Raw genomic sequence first — 21693 nt, forward strand, 5'->3', positions numbered from 1 at the left:
TTCGCTAGCCAATCACAAAGTTAAATTCGCCCGTTAATCGCCCGTCGATTCGTATAGTTTCAAACTGTAGAGAATCACGGGCTTTGCCGCCCCACCATTCATCACCAGTATTGCCTTTTAAGTACAACTGAGTGGTCAGCAGCTCTTGGTTATCACGCCACAACTTGACGTGAATGTGCGGCGGACGAGAGGCATAAGGCACGGGATACAAAGTCTGGAATAAGTAGCGACCATCCGATTGAGTTTCTGCAGCGCCAAAGCCAGCAAAGTGAGCATCAAACTTATCGTTATTTGGCTGCTTAGGGTGATCGTAAATCCCCTGCCCATCACATTGCCAGATTTCTACCTTGATGCCTGAAACTGGGTTTCCTGTTATATCTACGACTTTGCCTTGCAGCACAATAGGTTCACCAAGCAAGCCCTCCGATTGCAGAATCAAGTTTTGACGAAGAGGAATGTCCACCACTGGATAAAATGGCCCTTCTGTTTGTGCTGGAGTTGGCCGCATTGGTGTTTTCGCTTTTAAAGAGGGTGCGAACAACAATGTCCACAGCGCTAAAAAGTGTCGTCGTTCCATAATGTCACCAATCGAAAAGTTTTGAGTTAAGTTTGGTGGAACTTGAGCGATTTGCCATGACGAATATAAAAAATACCCCTGCTAGAGAGTCATTTGCAGAGGCACTGTGGAACTAAATGATGAGTGTTTGATTGAAGATTTATGCGGCTTCGAACGCCAATGCTTTCTTCTCTACCTGACGGAAAATGAGAGTTAGCACACCATTTACCGTTAAATAAAATGCGCCTGCAATACCAAATACCGTCAACGTATCGTAAGTTTGTGCGTTAATGCGCTGCGCGTAACCCATCAGATCCATGATCGTAATTGTGCTCGTTAATGACGTACCTTTGAAGACCAAAATCACTTCGTTCGAGTAAGCCGGAACAGCACGACGAATGGCGTATGGCAGCAGCACTTTTAGTGTTGCGGTTTTGTTCATTCCTAATGCACGACACGCTTGCCATTGACCGGAAGGAATCGCGTTAAACGCCCCTTTGAACAACTGAGTACTGTATGCCGCGGTATTCAGGGCTAGCGCTAACATCGCACAGAACCAAGGTTGGCTTAACCATGTCCAAAATACACTTTCTCTTACAACATCAAACTGACCCGGACCGTAGTACACCAAAAAGATCTGTACCAACAGAGGCGTACCAGTGAACAAGGTGATGATGCCACGGCTTACCCAATGCAAACCCGGTGTACGTAGGATCAGAGTCAGCGTCATCATCAGAGCTAAGAGACAGCCCACGACCAAGGAAGCGGCGGTTAACTGGAGGCTAGTGCCTAAGCCATCCAACATTTGCCAAACGTGTTGTTCGTTCATGCGGTAGCCTCCTGTCCCATGCTCATGCCTTGAATTGAGAACTTCTTATCAATCAGTTTTACAGCACGTTGCGTAATCAAAGTAATGCCTAAGTAAATCGCCGCAGCAGTTGCGTACCATGTAAATGCTTCATGCGTCGCTGCAGATGTTAGCTGCGCTTGTTTCAACAAATCCGTTACGCCAATCAGCGATACGAGTGCGGTGTCTTTCAGCAAAACCAACCATTGGTTAGTTAAACCTGGTAGTGCGTGTCTTACTGCTTGTGGCAAAACAATGCGAACAAAAGCGTGTGCTGGACTGATGCCGAGTGCACTTGCTGCTTCTCTTTGCCCTCTTCCAACGGCTTTCAATGCGCCACGTAGAGTTTGAGAAGCATAAGAAGCGAAGATCAATGACAACGCCACCACGCCAGACAAGAACGGGCTAACTTCAATAAAGTCGCCGGTGATTAAAAACAGAACCTGCGTCGAACCAAAATAGATGAACAACACGACAAGGATTTCTGGCAAGCCACGCACAATCGTCACAAACGCCGTCATTGGCCATTTAACGAAAACGCGGCGAGACATTTCACCACTGGCGAATACCACTGCCAGAATCAAACCGACTAAAAGGCTCGTGAATGCTAGCTGGACAGTCATCCAACTAGCTTGAACAAGCGATAAAGAGTAACCCGTTAGTGCCATATTACTTACCGAAGTACTTGTTGTAGATTACGTCGTATTCGCCGTTCGCTTTCACTGTTTTCAGTGCCGTGTTCAGCTTGTTCACTAGCTCGTCGTTAACTTTGTTTACTGCGATACCGAAACCGTTACCGAAGTATTTAGGGTTAGTAACGTGCTCACCAACGTACGCTAGGTTGTCTTCTTTCTTGAACCATTCCACTACAACTGCTGTGTCACCGAATACAGAATCAATACGGCCATTCTTCATATCGATGAATGCGTCTTGGTAGCTTGAGTAAGGAACCGCTGTTACGCCTGGCATTTGCTCAATCAGGTAGCTTTGGTGTGTTGAACCGTTTTGAACACCAACACGCTTACCTTCTAGTGCTTTTTGGTCAGCCACTTTTTCTTTGATAGAAACAAACGCTGCTGAGTTGTCGTAGTAAGGGTCAGAAAAGTTCACTTGCTCCAAACGCGCGTCAGTAATATCCATTGCAGAGATAGCCGCATCGTAACGCTTGAATTTTAATGCAGGGATCAGGCTGTCAAAAGATTGGTTGTGGAAGGTACATTTTACTTCCATCTCTTTACATAGTGCGTTCGCCAGATCCACATCAAAACCTTGAATTTGGTTGTTTTCATCCATGTATTCGAACGGTGCGTAAGTCGCTTCCATCGCGAATTTGATCTCTTCTTGTGCTGCTGCGTTCGCTGCCATGGTTGCAGAAGAAAGGCCGATTAGTGAAGCTAGTAAAATCTTTTTCATTGCAATACTCCGTGTGTACTTAGTGGGCTGACACTCGCAATGACAGCCGAGCTTATCTGTTAAATAGACTGAACTTTAAAAAACGTAATTTAGTGATTTAGGTAATCGGCAAACTGAGTGGTTTGCGGATTAACAAATGCGTCGTGCGTGCCGTGTTCTACGATGTGTCCTTGTTCTAGGTATAGAACATGGCTAGCGATTTTCTTGGCGAAATCCACCTCGTGGGTCACAACGACTTGTGTAATTCCGGTTTCGCTTAAATCATTAATGATCTTGACCACTTGGTTCGTGATTTCAGGGTCAAGCGCCGCGGTAGGCTCATCAAAAAGCAAGACTTCTGGTTTCATCATCAGGGCTCGGGCAATCGCCACACGTTGTTGCTGACCGCCAGAAAGTTGCATCGGCCATGCATCCGCTTTGTCTGCCAAATGCAGCGTCGCGAGAATTTGCATTGCCTGCTTCTTCGCTTCTTCTTTATCCATGCCAGAGACTTTTACCGGAGCCTCAATCAGGTTCTCCATCACTGTCATGTGTGGCCATAGGTTGTACTGTTGGAACACCATGCCCACTTTACGACGAAGCGCTAAACCTTGCTTCTCTTTGATTTCAGTTGAAAAGTCGAATGCGTCATCAGCGATGTTTAACTGGCCGTTATCCGCTCCTTCAAGAAGGTTAAGAACACGTAGTAGAGAGCTCTTCCCTGCACCACTTGGACCGAGTAACACCAGCGTTTCACCGCTTTCACAATTAAAACTGACATCGTGTAGAACTTGGGTATCGCCGTAAGACTTACTGATACTTTTAACTTGAATACTCATGCTGCCATACTGCATTAATTGTCACCTGGGGCTTATACTAGCAAGAAAGAAATTTTATGCAATAAAAATGTATAAAAATCTAGATTGTTAATTTTTTGTATAAGAAACAACCACCCAAGCAGAGTATATGACTGGTGTAATGAGTGAGGTTTTAACGGTATTTGTTGATCAAAAAAGCCCGCAATTTCGCTAGCTTAGAATTCCATTGGAGGCTTGAGGCAATGTTCTACAGCACGATGGATTGAGAGTTTCATTCAGAAACACAGGAACTGGTTGTATAAGCATTTTTCTCTCCCATTCTGAGAAAAATCTCGCGTAAGTAATTCTTGATAATGCAAGTTTCAAAATGAACACAAACAGTACTCACCTTGTAAAGCTAAGTTTCTGAGCATTTTCACTACGTAAAAAATTAATCACAATAAAGCAACTGTTGTACTTTCTTGAATTGGTCTGATCGATCACCAATACTTTTTCTAATTAGACTCGCTATCTAATTAATCGAAGTTTTTGATTGGGACAACTCAATAATGAAGCCATATCGCTCTGCGCTGCTTGCGCTGGGTTCTTTGAGCCTGTTGTTTACACATGTGACATGGTCAACCAAAGCAATCGTTTTACCGGGGCTGCATGAACAAGGTGTTGATCTACAAGATGCACCGGTTTCTGCAGCGGCAGCGATTGAGTGGGAACTAGATAATGCCGATGTCGTTTTTGGCGCATATGAAAATAAAAGCGATAACGAACGCGTGAATGCGATTGGTTATATGTACAACCAAAAGCTGGAACTTAACTCGGGTTGGCTCGAAAACGATATACGTAACCAAGCAGAAATAAATAACATCGATTATGAAGATTTTTTTCTTCATTTTTCGGAAGACACCATCATCGCAGAGGTAGACTCTAGCCATGGTGAAAATACCTTACTCAATCGAAAACCAATGATTGTCGGTTATACGGCTAGTGCTGACCATGCAGGCTTTTGGTTATATCAACAACCACCATGGGACGCTGACGTGTTTGGTCAGACGAATAATGGTGGTGCCCTCTATGTTTATCACTCAGAGAAGTTCGACCGCTTAACCTTTAAGTTCTCTCAGTTTGCTCAAGGTGGCCGCTTCACGATTGAATACCCTTCTGCCATTGACTCATCTGGTCAGGTATCGGAATGGAAGCCGTTTGATATTAAGAGAGATAAAACGCTGAATATGACCAAAAACCAAACGATAAACTGGTCAGTTCCTTCGGATTGGGCTCGAGCCACAACGCACGATGGCAGCGGAGAGACCTATGGCGGCGGTCAGTATTTTGGTTCTACTTTTTTGCGCGATGGTGGACGACTCTATGTAGCAAGAATTACGTGGCATGACGAAAACTGCGAGAATCGCCCTCGCATAGAAGAAGTGAAACTCAAAGACAGCTTCCAAACCGTTAAGTTGACCGACGCACCAACGGCAACACCTGAAGGTCAAAATATTCAACGCTGGCGTAAAATTCGTGGTTTCGACAATTCTGCGGATCTGAACCAAGACAATTATCTTTCTTGGAATGAATACAGAAACCGTCCGAATAAAAATGCAACGGCACGATTTCGTTGGGAATCACGCGTAATCCCATTTGGTCGTATGTGGAACCAATCTTCTTCGTGGGCATTAACCAATCTAGGCAACCCCGACTTTGCCAACGCAATGCACCACTATTACCAAGCTGAATGGGCGAAGCAAGGATTAAACGGTGCGTACAACGACGATACGAATAAGTTACTCGGAGCAAATCAGTTCTACGTTTATTCCGGTGGTAACGTGGATGAACTTGGTTTAGTCGCGGGTAGCCAAGCTGCTGAAGATACTTACAAAGCGCAATTCTCGGCATTTTTAAACAAACTGGCGACGCTGGATGCGGATGCGTTAATTGGCCTCAACATCGGCACGGCAAACTTATTCGGCCAAAATGGACAAAACCACTTAGTTGAAGCTGGTTCTCTATATTTACGCGAGCATTACCTTTTCCCTTCTACTGGCTTTAGTGGCTATGCTGGCTTAGCTAAGTTTTGGGATAACTCTGCACTCGCCAAAGCGGGTCAGAAAGTGATTTATCAAGCAACCACGCGTTATGGTCGTGTTCAATACTTTGGCAACACTGAAGATAACTGGAAGCAAGACCAATACTCTGCACTGGCGGCGTTTTACTTAAATCATCACCCTGATCGCAGCTATTTTAATCAGTGGAATAATGGTTACCTATACGGAAGTAATAACACCACAGGTGATAACTTCTGGAAGGCTGGCGTACCAAAGAATATTGCGTATCAACCAAGTTCCTTACTAGCCGTTGATTTGGGAGAGCCCGCCAATCTAGTGCCTGAAGGGGCTGAAGCGATGCCGCTTATGTTGTCCACCAGCACACCGCCAAAGTCCGATTATACAATCATTGGCGATTCCACAATGAATAAAGTTGAGCATGTAGGCTTACCTGGAGATATTACTTACCTTTATCCCACTTATATATACTTTGCTTATCGTTCGAGCACAGATATCGTCGCTCAAGGTCCATCAGAAATGGTGTTAGCACGTGAGTTTACCAACGGGCGTGTGCTATATCGCACCGACTTCTTTGGTAAAAACGCAAACTATTTCTCCGCGCCTAAAATCACCATTACGCTTGACAAGCCAATGAGACCCGTAGACAAAGACGGCAATATTGGTGGCTACGTTTCGCACATTGAAATTGGCGGTTATGAGGGAGTGTTCTTACTTTATTGAATTGCAGCATCAATTGAAATTTGTCACTCACACCTTATTTCTATAGTGTCCCAGATTCATTTAAGTACAACTTTGTACTTTGAACAAACAATGGGACTTCAACAGCACCAAATACCAACTCGGTTGCTTATGCCGTTTCGACAAGGCATTATAGCGGCGACAATTTATAAAATAAAAATGGAGACGCTCAAGTGAGTGAAATAACGTCATTGGAAGCACTAGAAGCCCTGTATGGTCAGCCAAGCCAACGAGCAAAAAACAAAGTGATGTTCGAGCTAGATGAATATGCCCAGACATTAATCAATCAAAGTCATTTTGTCCTCTTTACAACCAACGATGAACAAGGTTTTACTGATATATCCCCCCGTGGTGGACAACCAGGGTTTATTAAAATTTTGGACAATAAAACCCTGCTAATGCCCGACAGCTCTGGTAATAATCGACTGGACAGCTTTAAAAACATTCTTGCAAATCCAAAGGTCGGACTTTTATTTATGGTGAACGGGATTGATGAGGTCGTGAGACTAAAAGGCGTTGCCAGTTTACACACAGATGAAACGTTAAAGTCAATGTGCCCTGATGGGAACAAAGCGCCTAAAATCGTAATCAAAATTCAAGTAGAAAGCTTATACTTCCATTGTGCTAAAGCCGTCATGCGTGCAAAGCTTTGGAACGATACGTACCGCGTCGATAGAAAAATCCTCCCTTCTCTTGCTCAAATAATGAAAGCACAGCAGAACAACCCCGACTTAGTGGCGGCCACTCAAGAAGAGATAGTCGAATATTACAAGTCAACACTTTAACGAGCGCTTGTTTAAAAATGCCGCATCATGGCTTGATGCGGCGTTTTAATATTGGCCTAAACTAATGAGCCTAGACCTCTTTTAACCATCACTTTGCAGTCTTTTCAAAACTCGCAACAACACTCGTTTGGTCAAAATTACGGTAACCGCGAATCATGATGTTGAATATACCCGCTGGTTTGTTGAGAACACACTGCTCATTACTACCATTTTGGAATGGGCGACAGTCGAAACTCGTTACGGATATAGAATCGTTATACTTAACGAACAAGTCAGCATCACCACTTCTCGGGCCTGACATGGTGATCGTCACCTGCCCTGCTTCTTGTGTTTCAAAGGTAAAGAATTGCTCTTCGCCATACCCTGCCTGCAAATTGTCAACGGGTTCACCATCTTTTAATGGCGTCACACCCGATACGCTATCCATGCTCGACTCCACCAAATAAGCCACTGCGAGTTTAGCGAAATTGCTAGCATGAGTTGCCGTTGGATCCGCGTTTTCTAAAGTATCAAATTGGGTATGAATGTTCGGGTTGTAATCTTCAAACATACTCTCGAAAGGCATTGCGGCTGGGTAGCCAGCATTGTGCCAAGATGCGTGGTCAGAACATGCGTAGCCACAACGGTCAAATCCGTAGGTGATTTCAGGCGCATACTCGTCAATCAACTCCGCCAGAAAGGCCGTTAAGTTGCTGTCCGTATAGTCTGTAATGAACGTAATGTCATGAGCAGAGCCATTGTAGTTAGTCATATCCAGCTGCAAGGCTGAAAGAACGTTGGCTCCTCGGCTACTCAACATAGATACCACGCCTTGAGATCCTCTTAAGCCGACCTCTTCCGCCGCATAGCCATAAAACTTAATCGTACGATCAGGCTGGACTCCACTGGCGATCATCAGTCGAAGCGCCTCCGTTACGGTAGCAATACCCGATGCATCATCGTCCGCACCCGGAGAGATGGTGTGCTCTTCAGTCCACGCTCCTGCCGTAGAGTCCAAATGGCCACCCACGACAATAATTTCTTCTGGGTACTTCGCTCCTAACAAGGTGACTTCAACTGATTTTTGAGGGAACTCGGCATGAGGAATTTGCACCGCAGATGCATAATTCACACCCTCGATTTCTTTTGTCCAGCGCTCTAACAACCAGTTCGAGGCTTCAATACCCGTCGGTGTCGTATAAAAACGGTTAGTAAAAGATGTCATGTCTTCAATCGTTTTCACCAAGTTGGTTGGCTCTACCTGATTGATGAGCGTTTCGACCGTTTCATGATGACTTATCGTGGGCTTATTAAATGTTTTTATTGTCGTCGGCATCGCTGCCGCTTTCATTGCACTGGCTTTATCTGGGTGCACCATATAGCCACCACAGCGATGTTTGTCATGATGCATGTGACTGGATAACGTCGCTAACTTATCTCGAGGAATCTTAGCAACGATCGCTGGGCGCGCACCAAAAAAGTCAGAATACACCACTGCGCCGTGTTGAATAGCTAAGTGCTGAGCATCCGCATCTGTTGTGATCCACACCTCTTCTTGCAACGTGGGTTCACTCGCAGCAACAGTGCCGCTCAGTAATGCCATCGCTAATAAGCTCTTTTTCATTTGTTGTTTTTCCTTTTCTAGCCGTACATGACGAATTAGGGCTCCGTTGGGAGCCCTTTATATTGCGTTATTATTTATTTGGTTTTAGGAATCGGTAACGCTTCGTTTCAGAACACACATTTCCAGAGGTACACACTTGGTATTCCACGTCGATCGTACCGTTGTGCTCAAACTGGTCAACGTAAGACTGGAAGTCCGTTGCACCTACGTTTTTACCATCACGCTTCACGATGAAGTAATCGTCAGTGCTGTATTTCCAAGAAAGTTTGACACGAGCTTTACCATTCGGGAACTTGTTACCAAAGTTCAGTTTCAGCGGGAACGCATCCGTTTGGCCTTCTTCGATCGTCACTGTTTGTGTCGTCGAAGTTGCACTACCTGCATCATCCGTTACTGTTAACGTTACTGAGTAGTCACCTGCCGCAGCGTAAGTGTGTGATACCGTTTCACCAGTTTGCGAATTACCATCACCTAGGCTCCATTGGTAAGAGACAATGTTGCCGTCACTATCACTACTTGTGCTTCGAAGTTGAACCGTTTTACCCGATACTGATTGGTCAAACGAGGCTACTGGTGGCATGTTCGCGCTGCTATCATCGTAAGTCGCCGATAGCTCAGCATCATCATACCCAGCGTAACCGAAAACGTTAATGGTATAGCGTCCCTGCTCTGGGTTTTCGATCACACAAACTTCGTCAGAAACCGACAGGCTAGAGCAAATGTTTTCGGTTGGAGAAGGTGCGTAATCCAAGCCAACATAAATATCTGGGTCACCATTTGGCACAGCAAGGTTAATCGTAAGCTGTGATTTTCCTTCTGGCACTTCAATATCAAAGTAAGTTTTCGAGCCTGTACCACCACTAATTGTAACCGCAGTGCCATTTTCTAGACGTTGGTATTCTGGCTCTGGCGGCAATGGTGGCTCCGCACAAGGCTCTACACCCACAATGCCAAAGGCATTAACAACCGCAGATGCGTCGTAACCTAGGTCAGTTGCGGCACTTTTAACACCACATGCTCCTTCCCAGAAATTACTGTCTTGTGACCAGTAGATCTGGTTAGCAAGTACGAACAGTTCAAACGCTTTCTTGGTATCCCAGCCATCCGTTGTCGCAAGGTGGTAGAAAGCTTTGTTGAAGACGCCCGAGCTGTAGTGCACATTCAATCCATCGTAGTAATCTTGAGCATGGTTGATAGAAGAACCATCACGCGAAGGTTCATCCATGTAACGCAGGGCGCCATCTTCTTTAAAGATGTCTTTACCGACCATCCAGTCATTTTCGCCCTTCATGTAGTATTCTGCCGCTTCACCTGCGATATCCGAGAAGGCCTCGTTCATGCCACCAGACTGATTAGCGTAAACCAGGCCTGAGTTTTGCTCGGTAAAGCCATGGCTGACTTCGTGTGCTGACACATCAAGGCTAACCAGTGGGTAAAAGTAACTCTCACCATCACCGAATGTCATTGCCTGACCATCCCAGAACGCGTTTTCGTATCCATTGCCGTAGTGAACGCGCATCATCAGCTTAAAGGTAAGCGGTGCCGTATCGAACCAGTTTTTATACATGTCGAATACGATGTTGCCAAAATAGTGGGCGTCGTTCAGTGGCGAGTAAGCACCGTTGATTTCTTGGAACTCATTGCGCGGACATTCGTAACTGTATGGAGTAGAACCTTCAGTACCACCATTTAGGTTAACCGTGACAACGTTCTCCGACTCCATCACACAGTTAGTGCCATCCTCTTGTACGTCCAAGAAGTGGTAGTCTGTACCGTACTCGTACATACCCGTTTTTTCATTACCACCAGGGCCTGTACCGATTTGCGCGTGTGCAATCCCTTCCCAACGATCGATGACTTCGCCACTGTGAGCATCTAACATAGTAAACGGACGAGATGGTTGAATGCTGTTCGCTAACAGATAAGAAACGACGTAGACCAAACGGGTCTTCTTGCCGTCTTGATAGATGAATAACTCATCTTCAACGTTTCGCAGGAACTTAACTGCGAAGCCTTTATCCTGAAGGTTTTTAGACGCGACTTTTAATGCATCTGCACGGTTCAACTTCGGCTTAACAAAGCTACGATCCAAGTCATTCACACGAAGGTAGCTTCCTTGTACCGTTTTTAATGCACCACCCTTAAAGCTTTGCGTCGCATTCAGAGAATGCCCCCAAACAGGAACACCCCAAACGTTCTGCTGAATCTTAACTTTATAAACGCCACGTTTTTTAAGGTGGATACTTTTCACCTGTTTAAAGCTAGAAGCATTGTTAACACCCAGTTGTGAGTTAAGGCCAGAGAAGTTGGTGAAGTTAACTGGCTTGGTAAGTGTGACTGATTCACCTGCATGTACTGACATAGTCATTACACCTGCAACAGCGACTGCTATCAGACGTTTTTTTATTCTCATTTATCTATCTCCTTGATGTATTCAATTCAAACCTATCAGAAAAAAACATATCAATATCGATATTTAAACCCGATAAAATAGTTGTGATACTTCAATTCTAGAAATGAATGAAACTGGCAAATATGAAAGTTACAAAAATGTTACAATTGACAATTTTTATGGAAAGAGATCTCATTTACAAAACTCAAGAAATACATTTTTATCATTAGATATTTTTATTTAAAAATATTGTTTTCTTAAATTTCATTATGAACAAAAAATTTATTAAGCCTTGAGGAAATAGAAAGTCGGATTTTAATACCATTATTATCTAAGCGATGGAATTTAGCATATTAAACTTTGTATTTTCAAATAAAAAATATCTAAAACCACGCATTAGATAAAAGATCAGAATGAATGCCATCCCGATTAAAACCCGACTACTTACCGCAATCGTTTTCGTCGTAAGTGCCCTTTAAACTTAACTAGAAAATCCATACCACGACTTGATATAAACTGTCATAAAACCCAAATAATACAAGGTTATTTATGAGATTATCGAAAATAATAAGCATTTAAAATCAAATAATTTGAATAAGTAAATGACATTTAACATTTTAAATTTGTTGTTTTAAACAGGAAGAGGATCACGTAAAAACCAGAATATAAATAAAGTCAAAGAACTCATTTATTAAGAGGTATAAAATAAAACAAATCAGTAAAGTTATAATAGACCAAAACCAATCATATTTGATGTTATTAATAGTTTTATTCCATTTTTAAATAGGCTCAAAGTTTAGGTAATAAAAAAGGCTACCGAAAGGCAGCCTCTTAGTAATTTGGTCAAAGGATCGGTATCAAGCTAATTCACCAGCACCTTGAATAGAACGCTCACTATTTTCGACAAGGAACACGGTGGCTGTCTGTTTTAAGGTTTCCCACTCAGCATCCTCCACAAATATACCCTCTGCCCATGATGCCTTTTGTGCACGGCTTAGCTCTTCACCTTCGATATGAATAGCGTAGCCTTGCGAACTCGCATCAAGGTTAAAATCGTTGGTGGAGAGTTCTATGATCATGTCGTGATAATCCGTATCGTGCCCTTCTACCACATCAGAAAAGAAGACTTCTGGTGCAATGTGACCTCGATTTAACACATATAACGTGCGTTTCGGACTGGTACCATTCACCCATTGCGCACGACAGGCTATCCCCTTGGCAGACAATCGAGCTAACTCACTAAATGCTAACCAACGGTTATGGCATTGCTTTAGCGTAACGGTGACAGACTTACTCTTCACCATCTTTTCTAACGCAAAGTCCAGCACCGCTGGTAAATGACATGCAACACTACCATTGTGTAAGTCCACTTCAATGGACGAGTCTGTGTTGCCAGCAATGGTGACTGCGCAGTCCGAGTCAAGATTAAGGAACAGACTGGCGTTGTTGAAGTGGCGTACACCATGTAAACCAACCATTTGAAGGTCCGCAACCATGTTAGCAATCACATCCGCTTCACCACAGTGACGACGCATCCCAAAAAAGGCTTTGTTTACCGCAGCCACCAGCTCATTGTGAGAAACGATCATTATGCAAAACCCCCATCAATTTTTTGATTGTCGCTTCGCGCGATGTCTTCACACTCAGGCATAGTTGGGAAAATCCAACTATCGGCATACTCAGGATCGTTGATTTCATCCAAAAGTGGGGCTCCTTGGAAGAAGGTCACGCGCACCCAGCGATCAGACCTCGGGTCGAACTTGGTAGCACCAAACATCGCTAGCTTACAGCGCAGCAAGTGCATTGGCAGCGCATCCTTACGAAGTACGTTCATTTGGATATCACCCATCTCCCTATTACCAAGCGTCCACACACGACGAGTGATTGAGCGATACTGCGGGTGTTGCAACAAGAACTCTGCTAACGATGTGTCCGGCTGACACGTTTGTAGAGCATGGTAAAGGCGGTTTACTTGTCGCCCGATATCCAGCGGCAGCTCACGTTCTTCGCCAATCTCCTCTCCACGAACACCTAACCTCGGCTCCTCTTTATCTTGGGAGCGATACCAGAACCAATAGTTGTTCTCTAGTAACGAATAGTCCGCATCAATCGACCAACGGTATTTGTTCTCTAGTATTTGCAAAACATCTTGAACGCTTTTTCCACCTGAAATAGACAAAGATTCATCGGTGTTCATTTGGTTTTCAAATTCATCAACCAAAGACGGGTAAAGCTCGATCAAACATGAAGTTAGGATTTCTTGGGCTTCCAAACTCATTGTTGTGGTTTGTTTGAGCAAGCTTGCCCAGTTCACGTGTTTCGCCATCAAGGCATTCAAGTTAATTTGCAGCGCCTGAATGTCTTCTATCGCTTTATGGTTCAGTTGGTCTTGATGCTCATTAATGGTGATCACCTGCTCTAAATGACGCTGCGCTTTTGCCAACAACGCTGTCAGTGGCGCTTCTTGCTGGATCTCACAAGGCATCGACAATACTTGAGCAATAGCACGCTCACGTGACGTCATCCATTGATCAACAATGCAAGGGTGGTTGATAAGATAAGGCGCCATACCTAATCCTGTTGCATTCCCCACACCAAGGTAACGTTGTAGCCCTTTGTGTAAAGCAATGGCTTTGTCTCCACCTTGTTGCTGAGCTAGATAGTGCACCCAATCAAGGCTGAACTCTCTAAGCATGTACACCGCACACATTTGCGCACTGAAGGATTGATTGAAATCAGGATTGTTCTCTAACAGCTTAAAATCGGCTATACCAAACTTGCCGTTTCCGTATACGGCTGTCGTTCTCAGTATGTAGCCAACCTCTGCAAGTTCAGTAGGATCTGGTTGCTCGCCTTTTGCCAATGCAGCAACGAGATGTTCAAACACGCGGACACTTTTGTTCGCACGAGCAAGAACAAGTACGTTGTTAGGGTTACGCCCTGCTTCTTGCAAGGGCACATTGGCTCTTAGCTGTTCTAAGAGCTCAACATGGACATCCCCTTTCACGAGTGCAAAGGTGACGTCCCATTTCTCGGCGATAACGCGATCATTACGTTCTTCATCGGCAATCTCATCGCAAAATACAACCAAGTGATATACATGCTCCGGCGTCTCAAGCTTATAAATAACGTGACCAAATCCACGTGGGCACAATTGCCATTCATGTTTGCTGACTTGCCATTCTTGGCTTGCCATCTGTCGAATCAAACTTCTCACAAAGCTGATTCGGTTTTGGTGCATAGCCCCTAGCCTATCTGGCGCCATCACAATAGCAGCGTCGCGAAGCGTTGTTTCAGTGTAAGTAGAACGATGTGCATCCATTTTGCTCACCACCTATTTTTTATTGTAAGAATATAGACTTGTGCGGGTGTAGGAGGGTTATAACCCGCACAAGCTCCACGTTATTGTTTTTTAAAATATTGTTTTTAAACCATTGTTTCTAAAGTACGGTTTCTAAACCATTGGTTATCGCTTTCTAGCGACTTATAACCCCTGCTCTTTTGCCATCTTGATGGCGATCTGCGGTGCATTCCATAGTGACGGCAACAAGATTAACGAGACTGGCACTGCCGTGATCACAATGAAGGATTGCAAAGCAGAAATACCGCCCGAGCCAAGCGAAATCAGAATCAGCGCGACAACACCCATCGCCACACCCCAGAACGTACGAATGATGGCATTTGGCTCTGTTTCACCACTGACCACGACACTGATGGTGTAAGTCATCGAGTCCCCTGTGGTCACAATGAAAATGGTCGTTAACACTAGGAACAAAATAGAAACTAACATCGGCATTGGCAGTTGTTGCGTTACGGCCAGCAGCGCTCCCGGCAAGTTAAAGCCTTCAAACGCCGAACTCACGCTACCAGGGTTCGCGATTTCAAACGCCAGACCTGAACCACCCACAATCGTGAACCAGAAACAGGTCGTCAATGGTGCAACAATACTGATGGTTGTAATGATTTGGCGAATGCTACGGCCACGTGAAATACGAGCAATAAAGATGGCCATCATTGGCCCATAGCCTAGGAACCAACCCCAGAAGAATACGGTCCACCAGCTCAACCAACCTTCATCACCGCGGTAAGTCGCCATAGGGATGAAGTTATCCAACATGGTGCCCACGCCTTGAATGTAACCATTGAAAATAAAGTCTGTTGGACCGAATAGCAGGATGTAAGCCATTAGGGCAATCGCCAAGATAACGTTATAACGACTCAACATTTGCATGCCACGGTTCAGGCCACTTAGCGCAGAGACCGTGTAAAGTACTATGGCAAAGAGAATAATGATCAGCTGTGTCGTGAACCCATCAGGAATATCAAACAAAGCGTTTAACGCGTAGCTAACCTGTAGACCTAAAAAGCCGATTGGACCAATAGTGCCTGCCGCTACCGCGATGATGCAGCACGCATCAATCAAGGCGCCGATTTGGCCCTTCAGTGCACGCTCACCCAATACTGGGTAGAGCAGAATTCGAGGCTTGAGTGGTAAGCCTTTGTCGTAATGTAGATGCATTACCACGATAGACGTTAAGCTACCAACAATAGCCCAAGCGAGGAAACCCCAGTGCATGAAGGATTGTGATAGTGCGTTGACGGCGCCCTGCTGTGGATTATCTTGTGCACCATACAAAGGTGGTGGGCTGACATAATGTGCGATTGGTTCTGCTGCCGCCCAAAACACGCCACCACCGGCGAGTAAGGTACAGAAGATGATCGCCATCCAGCGAAAACCGTCCATTTCAGGCTTGGTTGTACCACCTAAAATCACCTTGCCTGTTCGCCCTGCAGCCAAGCCAAGACCAATAAGAAAAGTGAGAAGAAGCAGTAGTTGCCAATATGGGCCGAAGACGTTCACCGCCCATGCAAATCCTGTGTTTACCAATGTAGATAACAGTTCGCCATCATAAAGCGCAACGGCCACGAAAAGTGCGATAAAGCCGCCACTGTACCAAAGTGCTGGGTTACTGAGCCCCAGCTTATCCGGTGCGTTTTCTGTTGCTGAAATGTCGTTGTGTTTTGCTTGTGGCTTCTTTGATGACACGCTCATCGTAGAAGCTTTCATGCTATTGGTTAGATCAGACATGCTCTGACTCCAGAGGTTTATTGCAGCTGCCTTAACGGCTACAAAAAGTGACTTTAACGCCCGCCTTATTATTGTATTGGTGGCGGGCTATTCCTTGTTCGGGTTACAACTTATAACTTGGCCTCCAGCCCTTCTTTCAAAAAGTTAAACCAGTTCTCACCCAGTATTTTTCCTGCCTCAGATTCGCTGAACCCGTGACGCATTAGGCCGTTGTAAATATTCTCCATACCCTTGCTACCACTAAACCAAGGCAGTGCATCGGGCCAACCAGAATTACTTGCCGAACCTTCACCATAATCCATCGCTTTCGACCAACGGCCATTACGCATCCATTCAAGGACTTGCTGTGGCTGGTTCAAGCAAAGGTCGCTGCCAATACCCAGATGCTCCACACCAAACAAGTCGGCCGTTTTGGCGACCATTTGGCAAAAATCATCAAGCGTGCATTGGCTACCATTGGGCAGGTGGAACGGGTACAAACTAAAGCCAATCAAACCACCGCGTTCCGTCAGTGCTTTGATAACGTTGTTAGATTTATTACGCAGAGCGTCATGGGCAAACGTTGGGTTTGCGTGGCTGATGCAAATAGGGCGGGAAGAAAGATCAATCGCTTCCAATGTCGAGCGCTCTGCACTGTGTGACATGTCGATGATCATCCCAACACGGTTCATCTCTTCGATGGCCTGTTTACCAAAGCGAGTGACACCAGAGTCGTTCTGCTCATAGCATCCTGTCGCTAACAAGCTTTGGTTGTTGTACGTCAGCTGCATGATCAACAAACCTTGGCGACGCATGACTTCAATCAGGCCAATTTCATCATCAATTGGAGAACAATTTTGCGCACCAAAGAAGACCCCAACTTTTCCTTCTGTCTTCGCTTTCTCGACATCGGCCATGGAATGAATTGGCATGATGAGATCTGCGTTTTGCTCGAAGCGAAGATTCCATTCAGCAAAGCGGGTTAACGTTTCTCGTGCATTTTCGTGATAAACGATCGTTGCATGCATAGCGGTGATGCCGCTGGCTTTTAGTGTCTGAAAGTACTCTCTATCCCAATTGCAGTACTGCAATCCATCAATCACAATCCGTTGTTGGTACATAACCACTCCTTAAACGTTAATGAGCCTTTAAGGTTGGGCAGCGGAATCCACGGCTGCCCTATTTCACTTAGTAAGGACGTTGATAAGCGGTTTTCACCACGGTGTAGAACTCTTTCGCATACTGACCTTGCTCGCGTGGACCAAAGCTCGACTCTTTACGACCGCCAAACGGTACGTGGTAATCCGTTCCTGCGGTTGGTAGGTTGACCATCACACAACCTGTTTGTACCTGCTGTTTGAAGATGGCGCTGTTACGAAGGCTTTGTGTGATGATGCCGCCCGTCAAACCAAAGCGAGTATCGTTCGCCACGGCAATGGCTTCATCCAAATCAGAAACTCGAATCACACTTGCCATCGGCGCGAACACTTCTTCTTGGTTCACTTCCCAGCTGTTTTGCGTGTTAAGGAACAGAGTTGGCGACATGTAGAAGCCTTCATGTTTCAGGTTTAATCGCTCGCCACCGAATGCCAACTCTGCACCACTTTGACGTGCCTTCTCGATCCAATCGAAGTTCGCTTCCAACTGGTTGCCATCCACCACTGGTCCCATGAAGATGCCTTCTTCTAATGCGTGGCCAACTTTAAGCTCGCTCATTCGTTTGATCAGTGCTTCAACGTACGCATCGTGAATACCATCCATCACCACTAAACGAGATGAAGCCGTACACTTCTGACCTGCGCCAGAGAAAGAACCTGCAATCGTCGCTTCAACAGCGATTTGAATATCGGCATCATCGGCAACCACAAGTGCGTTCTTACTGCCCATTTCTAACTGACAGCGAACGAAGTTTGGCGCTGTCGCTGCTGCGACTTTACGACCCGTATCAACAGACCCAGTAAAGCTCACACCGTTTACGTCTTTCGAATTAATTAGGGTGTTGCCCACTTGCGAACCACTGCCAAGCACTAGGTTAAATGTACCTGCTGGTAAGCCTTGTCGATGGATAATCTCAGTCAGTGCAACGGCACTTGCTGGTGTTAAGTTCGCTGGCTTCCAAACCACACTGTTACCAAACGCAAGGGCTGGTGCGATTTTCCAAGCAGCAGTCGCAGTTGGGAAATTCCAAGGAGAAATAATGGCGATAACACCTACAGCTTCACGAGTAACCTCGACGGAAACCCCTGGACGGACAGAAGCAGCGTTATCGCCAATTTGACGCAGCACTTCAGCCGCAAAGTATTGGAAGAATTGTCCAGCTCGGTAGATTTCGCCTCGACCTTCTGCAAATGGTTTGCCTTCTTCGCGTGAAAGCAATGTACCAAGCTCGTCACAACGAGCAATCAACTCATCACCAATCGCTTGTAATACTGCTTGTTTACGCTCAATTGGTGTTTTTTCCCACTCTGGCTGCGCAATTTTCGCGGCCTGAATCGCTTGTTCGACTTGCGCTTCGCTCGCCTGAGCAAAGTCGCCTAAATTTTCACTGATGTCTGAAGGGTTGATGTTTGCAATCGTGTTGATGCCAGATTGCCATTCACCGGCAATGTAGAGGGATTTTTCTGCTTGAACATTATTGATAAAAGTCATTGCTCTGTCCTTGTTCTTCCTGACGTCTAGTGGTCTTCCACCAGCTCATTCATCTCACTTAATACGCCAAACTTGGCTGTGTGTTTTTGTTCTTTACTCTGGCTGGTTCGCTGAGGCGTAAACCACAAACTCGACCAGCATTTCTTCACGGGCAAGACCTGCGACAACCATGGCTGCGCGGTTTGGATAAGGCGCTTCAAAGTATTCCGCATACACTTGATTTACCGTTTTTAGATACTCGCGATCCGTCACATAAATCAGCACTTGTAGAACTGAATCAAGCGACTCACCCGCACACTCAAGGGTGTGAATTAGATTATTAAAGGTTTGGCGTGTTTGCGCTTCGATGCCACCTTCCACGACCGCGCCCGTATCATCGATTGGGATTTGCGCCGTGTATAACGTGCCATTGTTGACGATGGCCCACTCTAGTGGTGCTTTAGAAGCAAATAGTGCCGTTTTGACTGGGTATTTTTTCGTAGAAGTATTCACGTGCCTTTCAACCTTTGTAACAACCTTGTTTCAAGATAGTTAAATACTGCACATTGACAGGCGATAAATCGAACGGTAAATTTTTTACATTTGATAAGAAAAATCTATCACCTTATGAAGATTTCAATAAATAAAGGGGTTGCAGGGGTTTCACGATGAGTATCAAACTTCAACAATTAAAGCATTTTGTGATGGTGGTCGAGGAAGGCGGTTTTAGGGCGGCCTCACATAGAGCAAACCGCTCTCAAGCTGCACTGTCGACGTCGATCAAAGAACTGGAAAAAAACCTCGGTCAAACGCTGTTTGAAACGGGCAATAAATCTAAACTCACGCCCTTTGGTGAAATCTGCTTACCCAAGATCATCCAGTTTCTTAATATCTATCACGCACTGAACAACGACTTAAAAGCAGCCGCTGCTGGACAGCAAGGTCGAGTACGAATTGCCAGTGTCCCTTCTGTTGCTGCTAAGCTCATTCCAAGTGTTTTGGGCGCATTTTGTGAACAATACCCTAACGTCGAGGTCAGCCTAATTGATGATAACGCAGCAGGGGTCGAAGCCCGTCTTTTATCAGGCGAGGTCGATTTAGCGTTAGGAAACCCATCACATTTAGATGAAGGCGGTATTGAATTTACTCCATTGATATCCGATCCAATTGGCGTGGTGTGTTTGAAGGACAACCCTATTGCCCAACACCCCGGGGGTATTGAATGGCAGACCTTATTAGAACAGCCCTTTATTCGAAACGGCACGTGTACCCTACTCGATCCCACTCCTGCACGCGCGCTCAGTGAACAGGCTTTATATTCCGTTGAGAACATCACATCTTTGTTCTCCGTTCTGGAGCTCGGTATTGGTGTCACTACCTTGCCTAAGTTAGCGTTCCCGACCAACGAAACTCGACTGGTTTGGATTCCGCTGATCGATCCACCTTTGGAAAGACAGGTTGGCATCTTTACTCTGACGGACAGAACCATCTCCCCTCAGGCAAAAGCGTTTCATGACTTGTGCATTCATTACTTGAACTACCAAGAAGAAGTAGAAACTACATAGGCATAACTCACAACTAAAAAAGCCCCTGACACGATAAGCATCAGGGGCTTTTTAAAATTTCATGAGCCAGAACGCACTACTTTCTGCGCTTGTAAACCACGCAGAAGTTACCACGCTTGGTGCGACACTTAGAACAACGTTCGCAGTCCACTTCGGCGCGGTTACCGTCTTTCCAGCGCTTGAACAATTGCGGCTCTGCCAATAACGGACGAGAAAGCGCGAAGAATTGAATCTTGGTATTCTCAGCCAAGTCTTCGATCGCACAGAAGTCGTTTAAGCCACCTACGGTAATCACAGGTACGTTCACATCTTGGCTGATCACTTGGCCGTATTCGTGGAAGTAACCTTCTTCTTGTAGCGTGTAACCATCGAACGATTCACCGACCATGGTGCTTGCGTTGCCGTGAATGTTACCCGATACAATGATCGCATCCACGCCCACTTCTTCTAGCTTCTTACACACAATGCGCGTTTCATCGAACGTCAAACCGCCATCGAAGAATTCTGTTGCTGTCAGCTTAACCAGAATCGGGAAATCATCACCAACTAGCTTGCGTGTTTCGGCATAGATCTCCATAAGGAAACGCATGCGGTTCTCAAGGCTACCGCCGTATTGGTCTTCGCGACGGTTGTAATATGGGCTCAAGAACTGGTTGATCAAATAAGTATGCGCCGCGTGGATTTCTACACCATCAAAGCCAGAAGCTTGTGCACGCTTGCTCGCTAGCGCAAATGCTTTAACAATGTAGTCAATCTCATCTTGAGTCATCGCTTTGCCTTCCGTTTTGGTGCCACGCTCTGGCACTTCACTTGGAGCAAAAATCACACGCTCGCCAACGTTGAAGGTCGTTTTTGTGCCGCCGTAAGCGATCTGCATGACAATCTTAGCATCATGCTCATGGACAAGGTCAGTCAGCTTTTTGTATCCATCGATGAAAGAGTCATTGTAGATCCCCATCATGCCTGCGTTCGGCTTTTCTTCTTCTACGATGTTCGCGTAGCCAGTAACGATCAGCCCCACTTCACCCTTGGCGAGTTCTTCATAAATGTCGTACAGTTTCTCGGTCATGTGACCGTCTTCCGTTGCCATATTTTCCCACGTTGCACTTCGTACAAAGCGGTTCTTTAGTGTCATGTTGCCAATGCGGGCTTCTGAAAACAAAATGCTCAAGTCCAATCCTCTTAAAATCTGTCTTTTTAGATACATCACTACCGAGCAGAAATGAAAAAGGAACAGCGAT

17 protein-coding genes are annotated in these 21693 nt (G+C 45.4%); 3 read left to right on the forward strand and 14 right to left on the reverse strand.

Going from position 1 to position 21693, the window contains the following annotated elements; all coding sequences use genetic code 11:
- Positions 1–4: 4 nt before the first annotated feature.
- The 5 genes from A8140_RS19535 to artP all read right to left on the reverse strand — a co-directional run bounded on the left by A8140_RS19535 (position 5) and on the right by artP (position 3634).
- Positions 5–577: a dioxygenase family protein gene (locus A8140_RS19535; protein ID WP_005531507.1), complete on the reverse strand. Its 573-nt coding sequence runs from the start codon at positions 575–577 to the stop codon at positions 5–7.
- 139 nt (positions 578–716) lie between these two features.
- Complete coding sequence (gene artM, locus A8140_RS19540) at positions 717–1385, reverse strand: arginine ABC transporter permease ArtM (RefSeq protein ID WP_005531505.1); 669 nt, start codon at positions 1383–1385, stop codon at positions 717–719.
- Positions 1382–2071 (reverse strand): arginine ABC transporter permease ArtQ, encoded by a 690-nt coding sequence (gene artQ, locus A8140_RS19545; protein ID WP_005531503.1) that lies wholly within the window; start codon positions 2069–2071, stop codon positions 1382–1384. Before artQ ends, artM begins: the two co-directional genes overlap by 4 nt.
- A 1-nt stretch (position 2072) precedes the next feature.
- Positions 2073–2816, reverse strand: coding sequence for an arginine ABC transporter substrate-binding protein (locus A8140_RS19550; RefSeq protein ID WP_005531501.1), 744 nt, complete (start codon positions 2814–2816; stop codon positions 2073–2075).
- A gap of 89 nt (positions 2817–2905) precedes the next feature.
- Positions 2906–3634, reverse strand: a complete 729-nt coding sequence (gene artP, locus A8140_RS19555) for an arginine ABC transporter ATP-binding protein ArtP (RefSeq protein ID WP_005531499.1) — start codon at positions 3632–3634, stop codon at positions 2906–2908.
- A gap of 527 nt (positions 3635–4161) precedes the next feature.
- Here artP and A8140_RS19560 point away from each other — a divergent pair.
- Positions 4162–6393, forward strand: coding sequence for a hypothetical protein (locus A8140_RS19560; RefSeq protein WP_005531496.1), 2232 nt, complete (start codon positions 4162–4164; stop codon positions 6391–6393).
- Between the two features lie 191 nt (positions 6394–6584).
- The gene (locus A8140_RS19565) at positions 6585–7196 is read left to right on the forward strand and encodes a pyridoxamine 5'-phosphate oxidase family protein (protein WP_005531494.1); all 612 of its coding nucleotides are present in this window, start codon (positions 6585–6587) and stop codon (positions 7194–7196) included.
- A gap of 88 nt (positions 7197–7284) precedes the next feature.
- Here A8140_RS19565 and A8140_RS19570 read toward each other — a convergent pair whose 3' ends face one another.
- From A8140_RS19570 to A8140_RS19605, 8 genes are all read right to left on the reverse strand, one after another.
- Entirely contained in the window at positions 7285–8799 is a 1515-nt protein-coding gene (locus A8140_RS19570) for a M28 family metallopeptidase (protein ID WP_005531493.1), read from the reverse strand.
- Positions 8800–8869: 70 nt separating this feature from the next.
- Complete coding sequence (locus tag A8140_RS19575) at positions 8870–11212, reverse strand: M4 family metallopeptidase (RefSeq protein WP_038863062.1); 2343 nt, start codon at positions 11210–11212, stop codon at positions 8870–8872.
- A gap of 836 nt (positions 11213–12048) precedes the next feature.
- On the reverse strand, positions 12049–12780 hold the full coding sequence (locus A8140_RS19580; protein ID WP_005532274.1) for a DUF3726 domain-containing protein: 732 nt from the start codon (positions 12778–12780) through the stop codon (positions 12049–12051).
- Entirely contained in the window at positions 12780–14513 is a 1734-nt protein-coding gene (locus A8140_RS19585; protein WP_005532275.1) for a hypothetical protein, read from the reverse strand. The genes A8140_RS19580 and A8140_RS19585 overlap by 1 nt, the downstream gene beginning before the upstream one ends.
- Before the next feature lie 162 nt (positions 14514–14675).
- Positions 14676–16244, reverse strand: a complete 1569-nt coding sequence (locus tag A8140_RS19590) for a BCCT family transporter (RefSeq protein ID WP_414826150.1) — start codon at positions 16242–16244, stop codon at positions 14676–14678.
- A 146-nt stretch (positions 16245–16390) separates the two neighbouring features.
- Positions 16391–17380, reverse strand: coding sequence for a membrane dipeptidase (locus A8140_RS19595; RefSeq protein WP_005532277.1), 990 nt, complete (start codon positions 17378–17380; stop codon positions 16391–16393).
- Between the two features lie 67 nt (positions 17381–17447).
- Positions 17448–18908 carry an aldehyde dehydrogenase family protein gene (locus A8140_RS19600; RefSeq protein ID WP_005532279.1) on the reverse strand — a complete coding sequence of 487 codons (1461 nt, stop codon included), beginning with the start codon at positions 18906–18908 and terminating at the stop codon, positions 17448–17450.
- 93 nt (positions 18909–19001) lie between these two features.
- Positions 19002–19400 carry a RidA family protein gene (locus tag A8140_RS19605; protein ID WP_005431596.1) on the reverse strand — a complete coding sequence of 133 codons (399 nt, stop codon included), beginning with the start codon at positions 19398–19400 and terminating at the stop codon, positions 19002–19004.
- 155 nt (positions 19401–19555) lie between these two features.
- Here A8140_RS19605 and A8140_RS19610 point away from each other — a divergent pair, with 155 nt between their 5' ends.
- The gene (locus tag A8140_RS19610; protein ID WP_005532280.1) at positions 19556–20452 is read left to right on the forward strand and encodes a LysR family transcriptional regulator; all 897 of its coding nucleotides are present in this window, start codon (positions 19556–19558) and stop codon (positions 20450–20452) included.
- A 76-nt stretch (positions 20453–20528) separates the two neighbouring features.
- On the opposite strand, the gene A8140_RS19615 is transcribed toward A8140_RS19610, so the two are convergent.
- Complete coding sequence (locus tag A8140_RS19615) at positions 20529–21623, reverse strand: NADH:flavin oxidoreductase (RefSeq protein ID WP_005532281.1); 1095 nt, start codon at positions 21621–21623, stop codon at positions 20529–20531.
- Positions 21624–21693: the final 70 nt, after the last annotated feature.

This window comes from Vibrio campbellii CAIM 519 = NBRC 15631 = ATCC 25920, from assembly GCF_002163755.1.
Lineage (GTDB): Bacteria > Pseudomonadota > Gammaproteobacteria > Enterobacterales > Vibrionaceae > Vibrio > Vibrio campbellii.

Coding starts and splice junctions, on each gene's coding strand:
- A8140_RS19570 (WP_005531493.1), bottom strand. CDS start 8,799: ATGAAAAAGAGCTTATTAGCGATGGCATTACTGAGCGGCACTGTTGCT.
- A8140_RS19590 (WP_414826150.1), bottom strand. CDS start 16,244: ATGAGCGTGTCATCAAAGAAGCCACAAGCAAAACACAACGACATTTCA.
- A8140_RS19535 (WP_005531507.1), bottom strand. CDS start 577: ATGGAACGACGACACTTTTTAGCGCTGTGGACATTGTTGTTCGCACCC.
- A8140_RS19550 (WP_005531501.1), bottom strand. CDS start 2,816: ATGAAAAAGATTTTACTAGCTTCACTAATCGGCCTTTCTTCTGCAACC.
- A8140_RS19600 (WP_005532279.1), bottom strand. CDS start 18,908: ATGACTTTTATCAATAATGTTCAAGCAGAAAAATCCCTCTACATTGCC.
- A8140_RS19585 (WP_005532275.1), bottom strand. CDS start 14,513: ATGGATGCACATCGTTCTACTTACACTGAAACAACGCTTCGCGACGCT.
- A8140_RS19560 (WP_005531496.1), top strand. CDS start 4,162: ATGAAGCCATATCGCTCTGCGCTGCTTGCGCTGGGTTCTTTGAGCCTG.
- artM (WP_005531505.1), bottom strand. CDS start 1,385: ATGAACGAACAACACGTTTGGCAAATGTTGGATGGCTTAGGCACTAGC.
- artQ (WP_005531503.1), bottom strand. CDS start 2,071: ATGGCACTAACGGGTTACTCTTTATCGCTTGTTCAAGCTAGTTGGATG.
- A8140_RS19610 (WP_005532280.1), top strand. CDS start 19,556: ATGAGTATCAAACTTCAACAATTAAAGCATTTTGTGATGGTGGTCGAG.
- A8140_RS19580 (WP_005532274.1), bottom strand. CDS start 12,780: ATGATCGTTTCTCACAATGAGCTGGTGGCTGCGGTAAACAAAGCCTTT.
- A8140_RS19595 (WP_005532277.1), bottom strand. CDS start 17,380: ATGTACCAACAACGGATTGTGATTGATGGATTGCAGTACTGCAATTGG.
- A8140_RS19575 (WP_038863062.1), bottom strand. CDS start 11,212: ATGAGAATAAAAAAACGTCTGATAGCAGTCGCTGTTGCAGGTGTAATG.
- artP (WP_005531499.1), bottom strand. CDS start 3,634: ATGAGTATTCAAGTTAAAAGTATCAGTAAGTCTTACGGCGATACCCAA.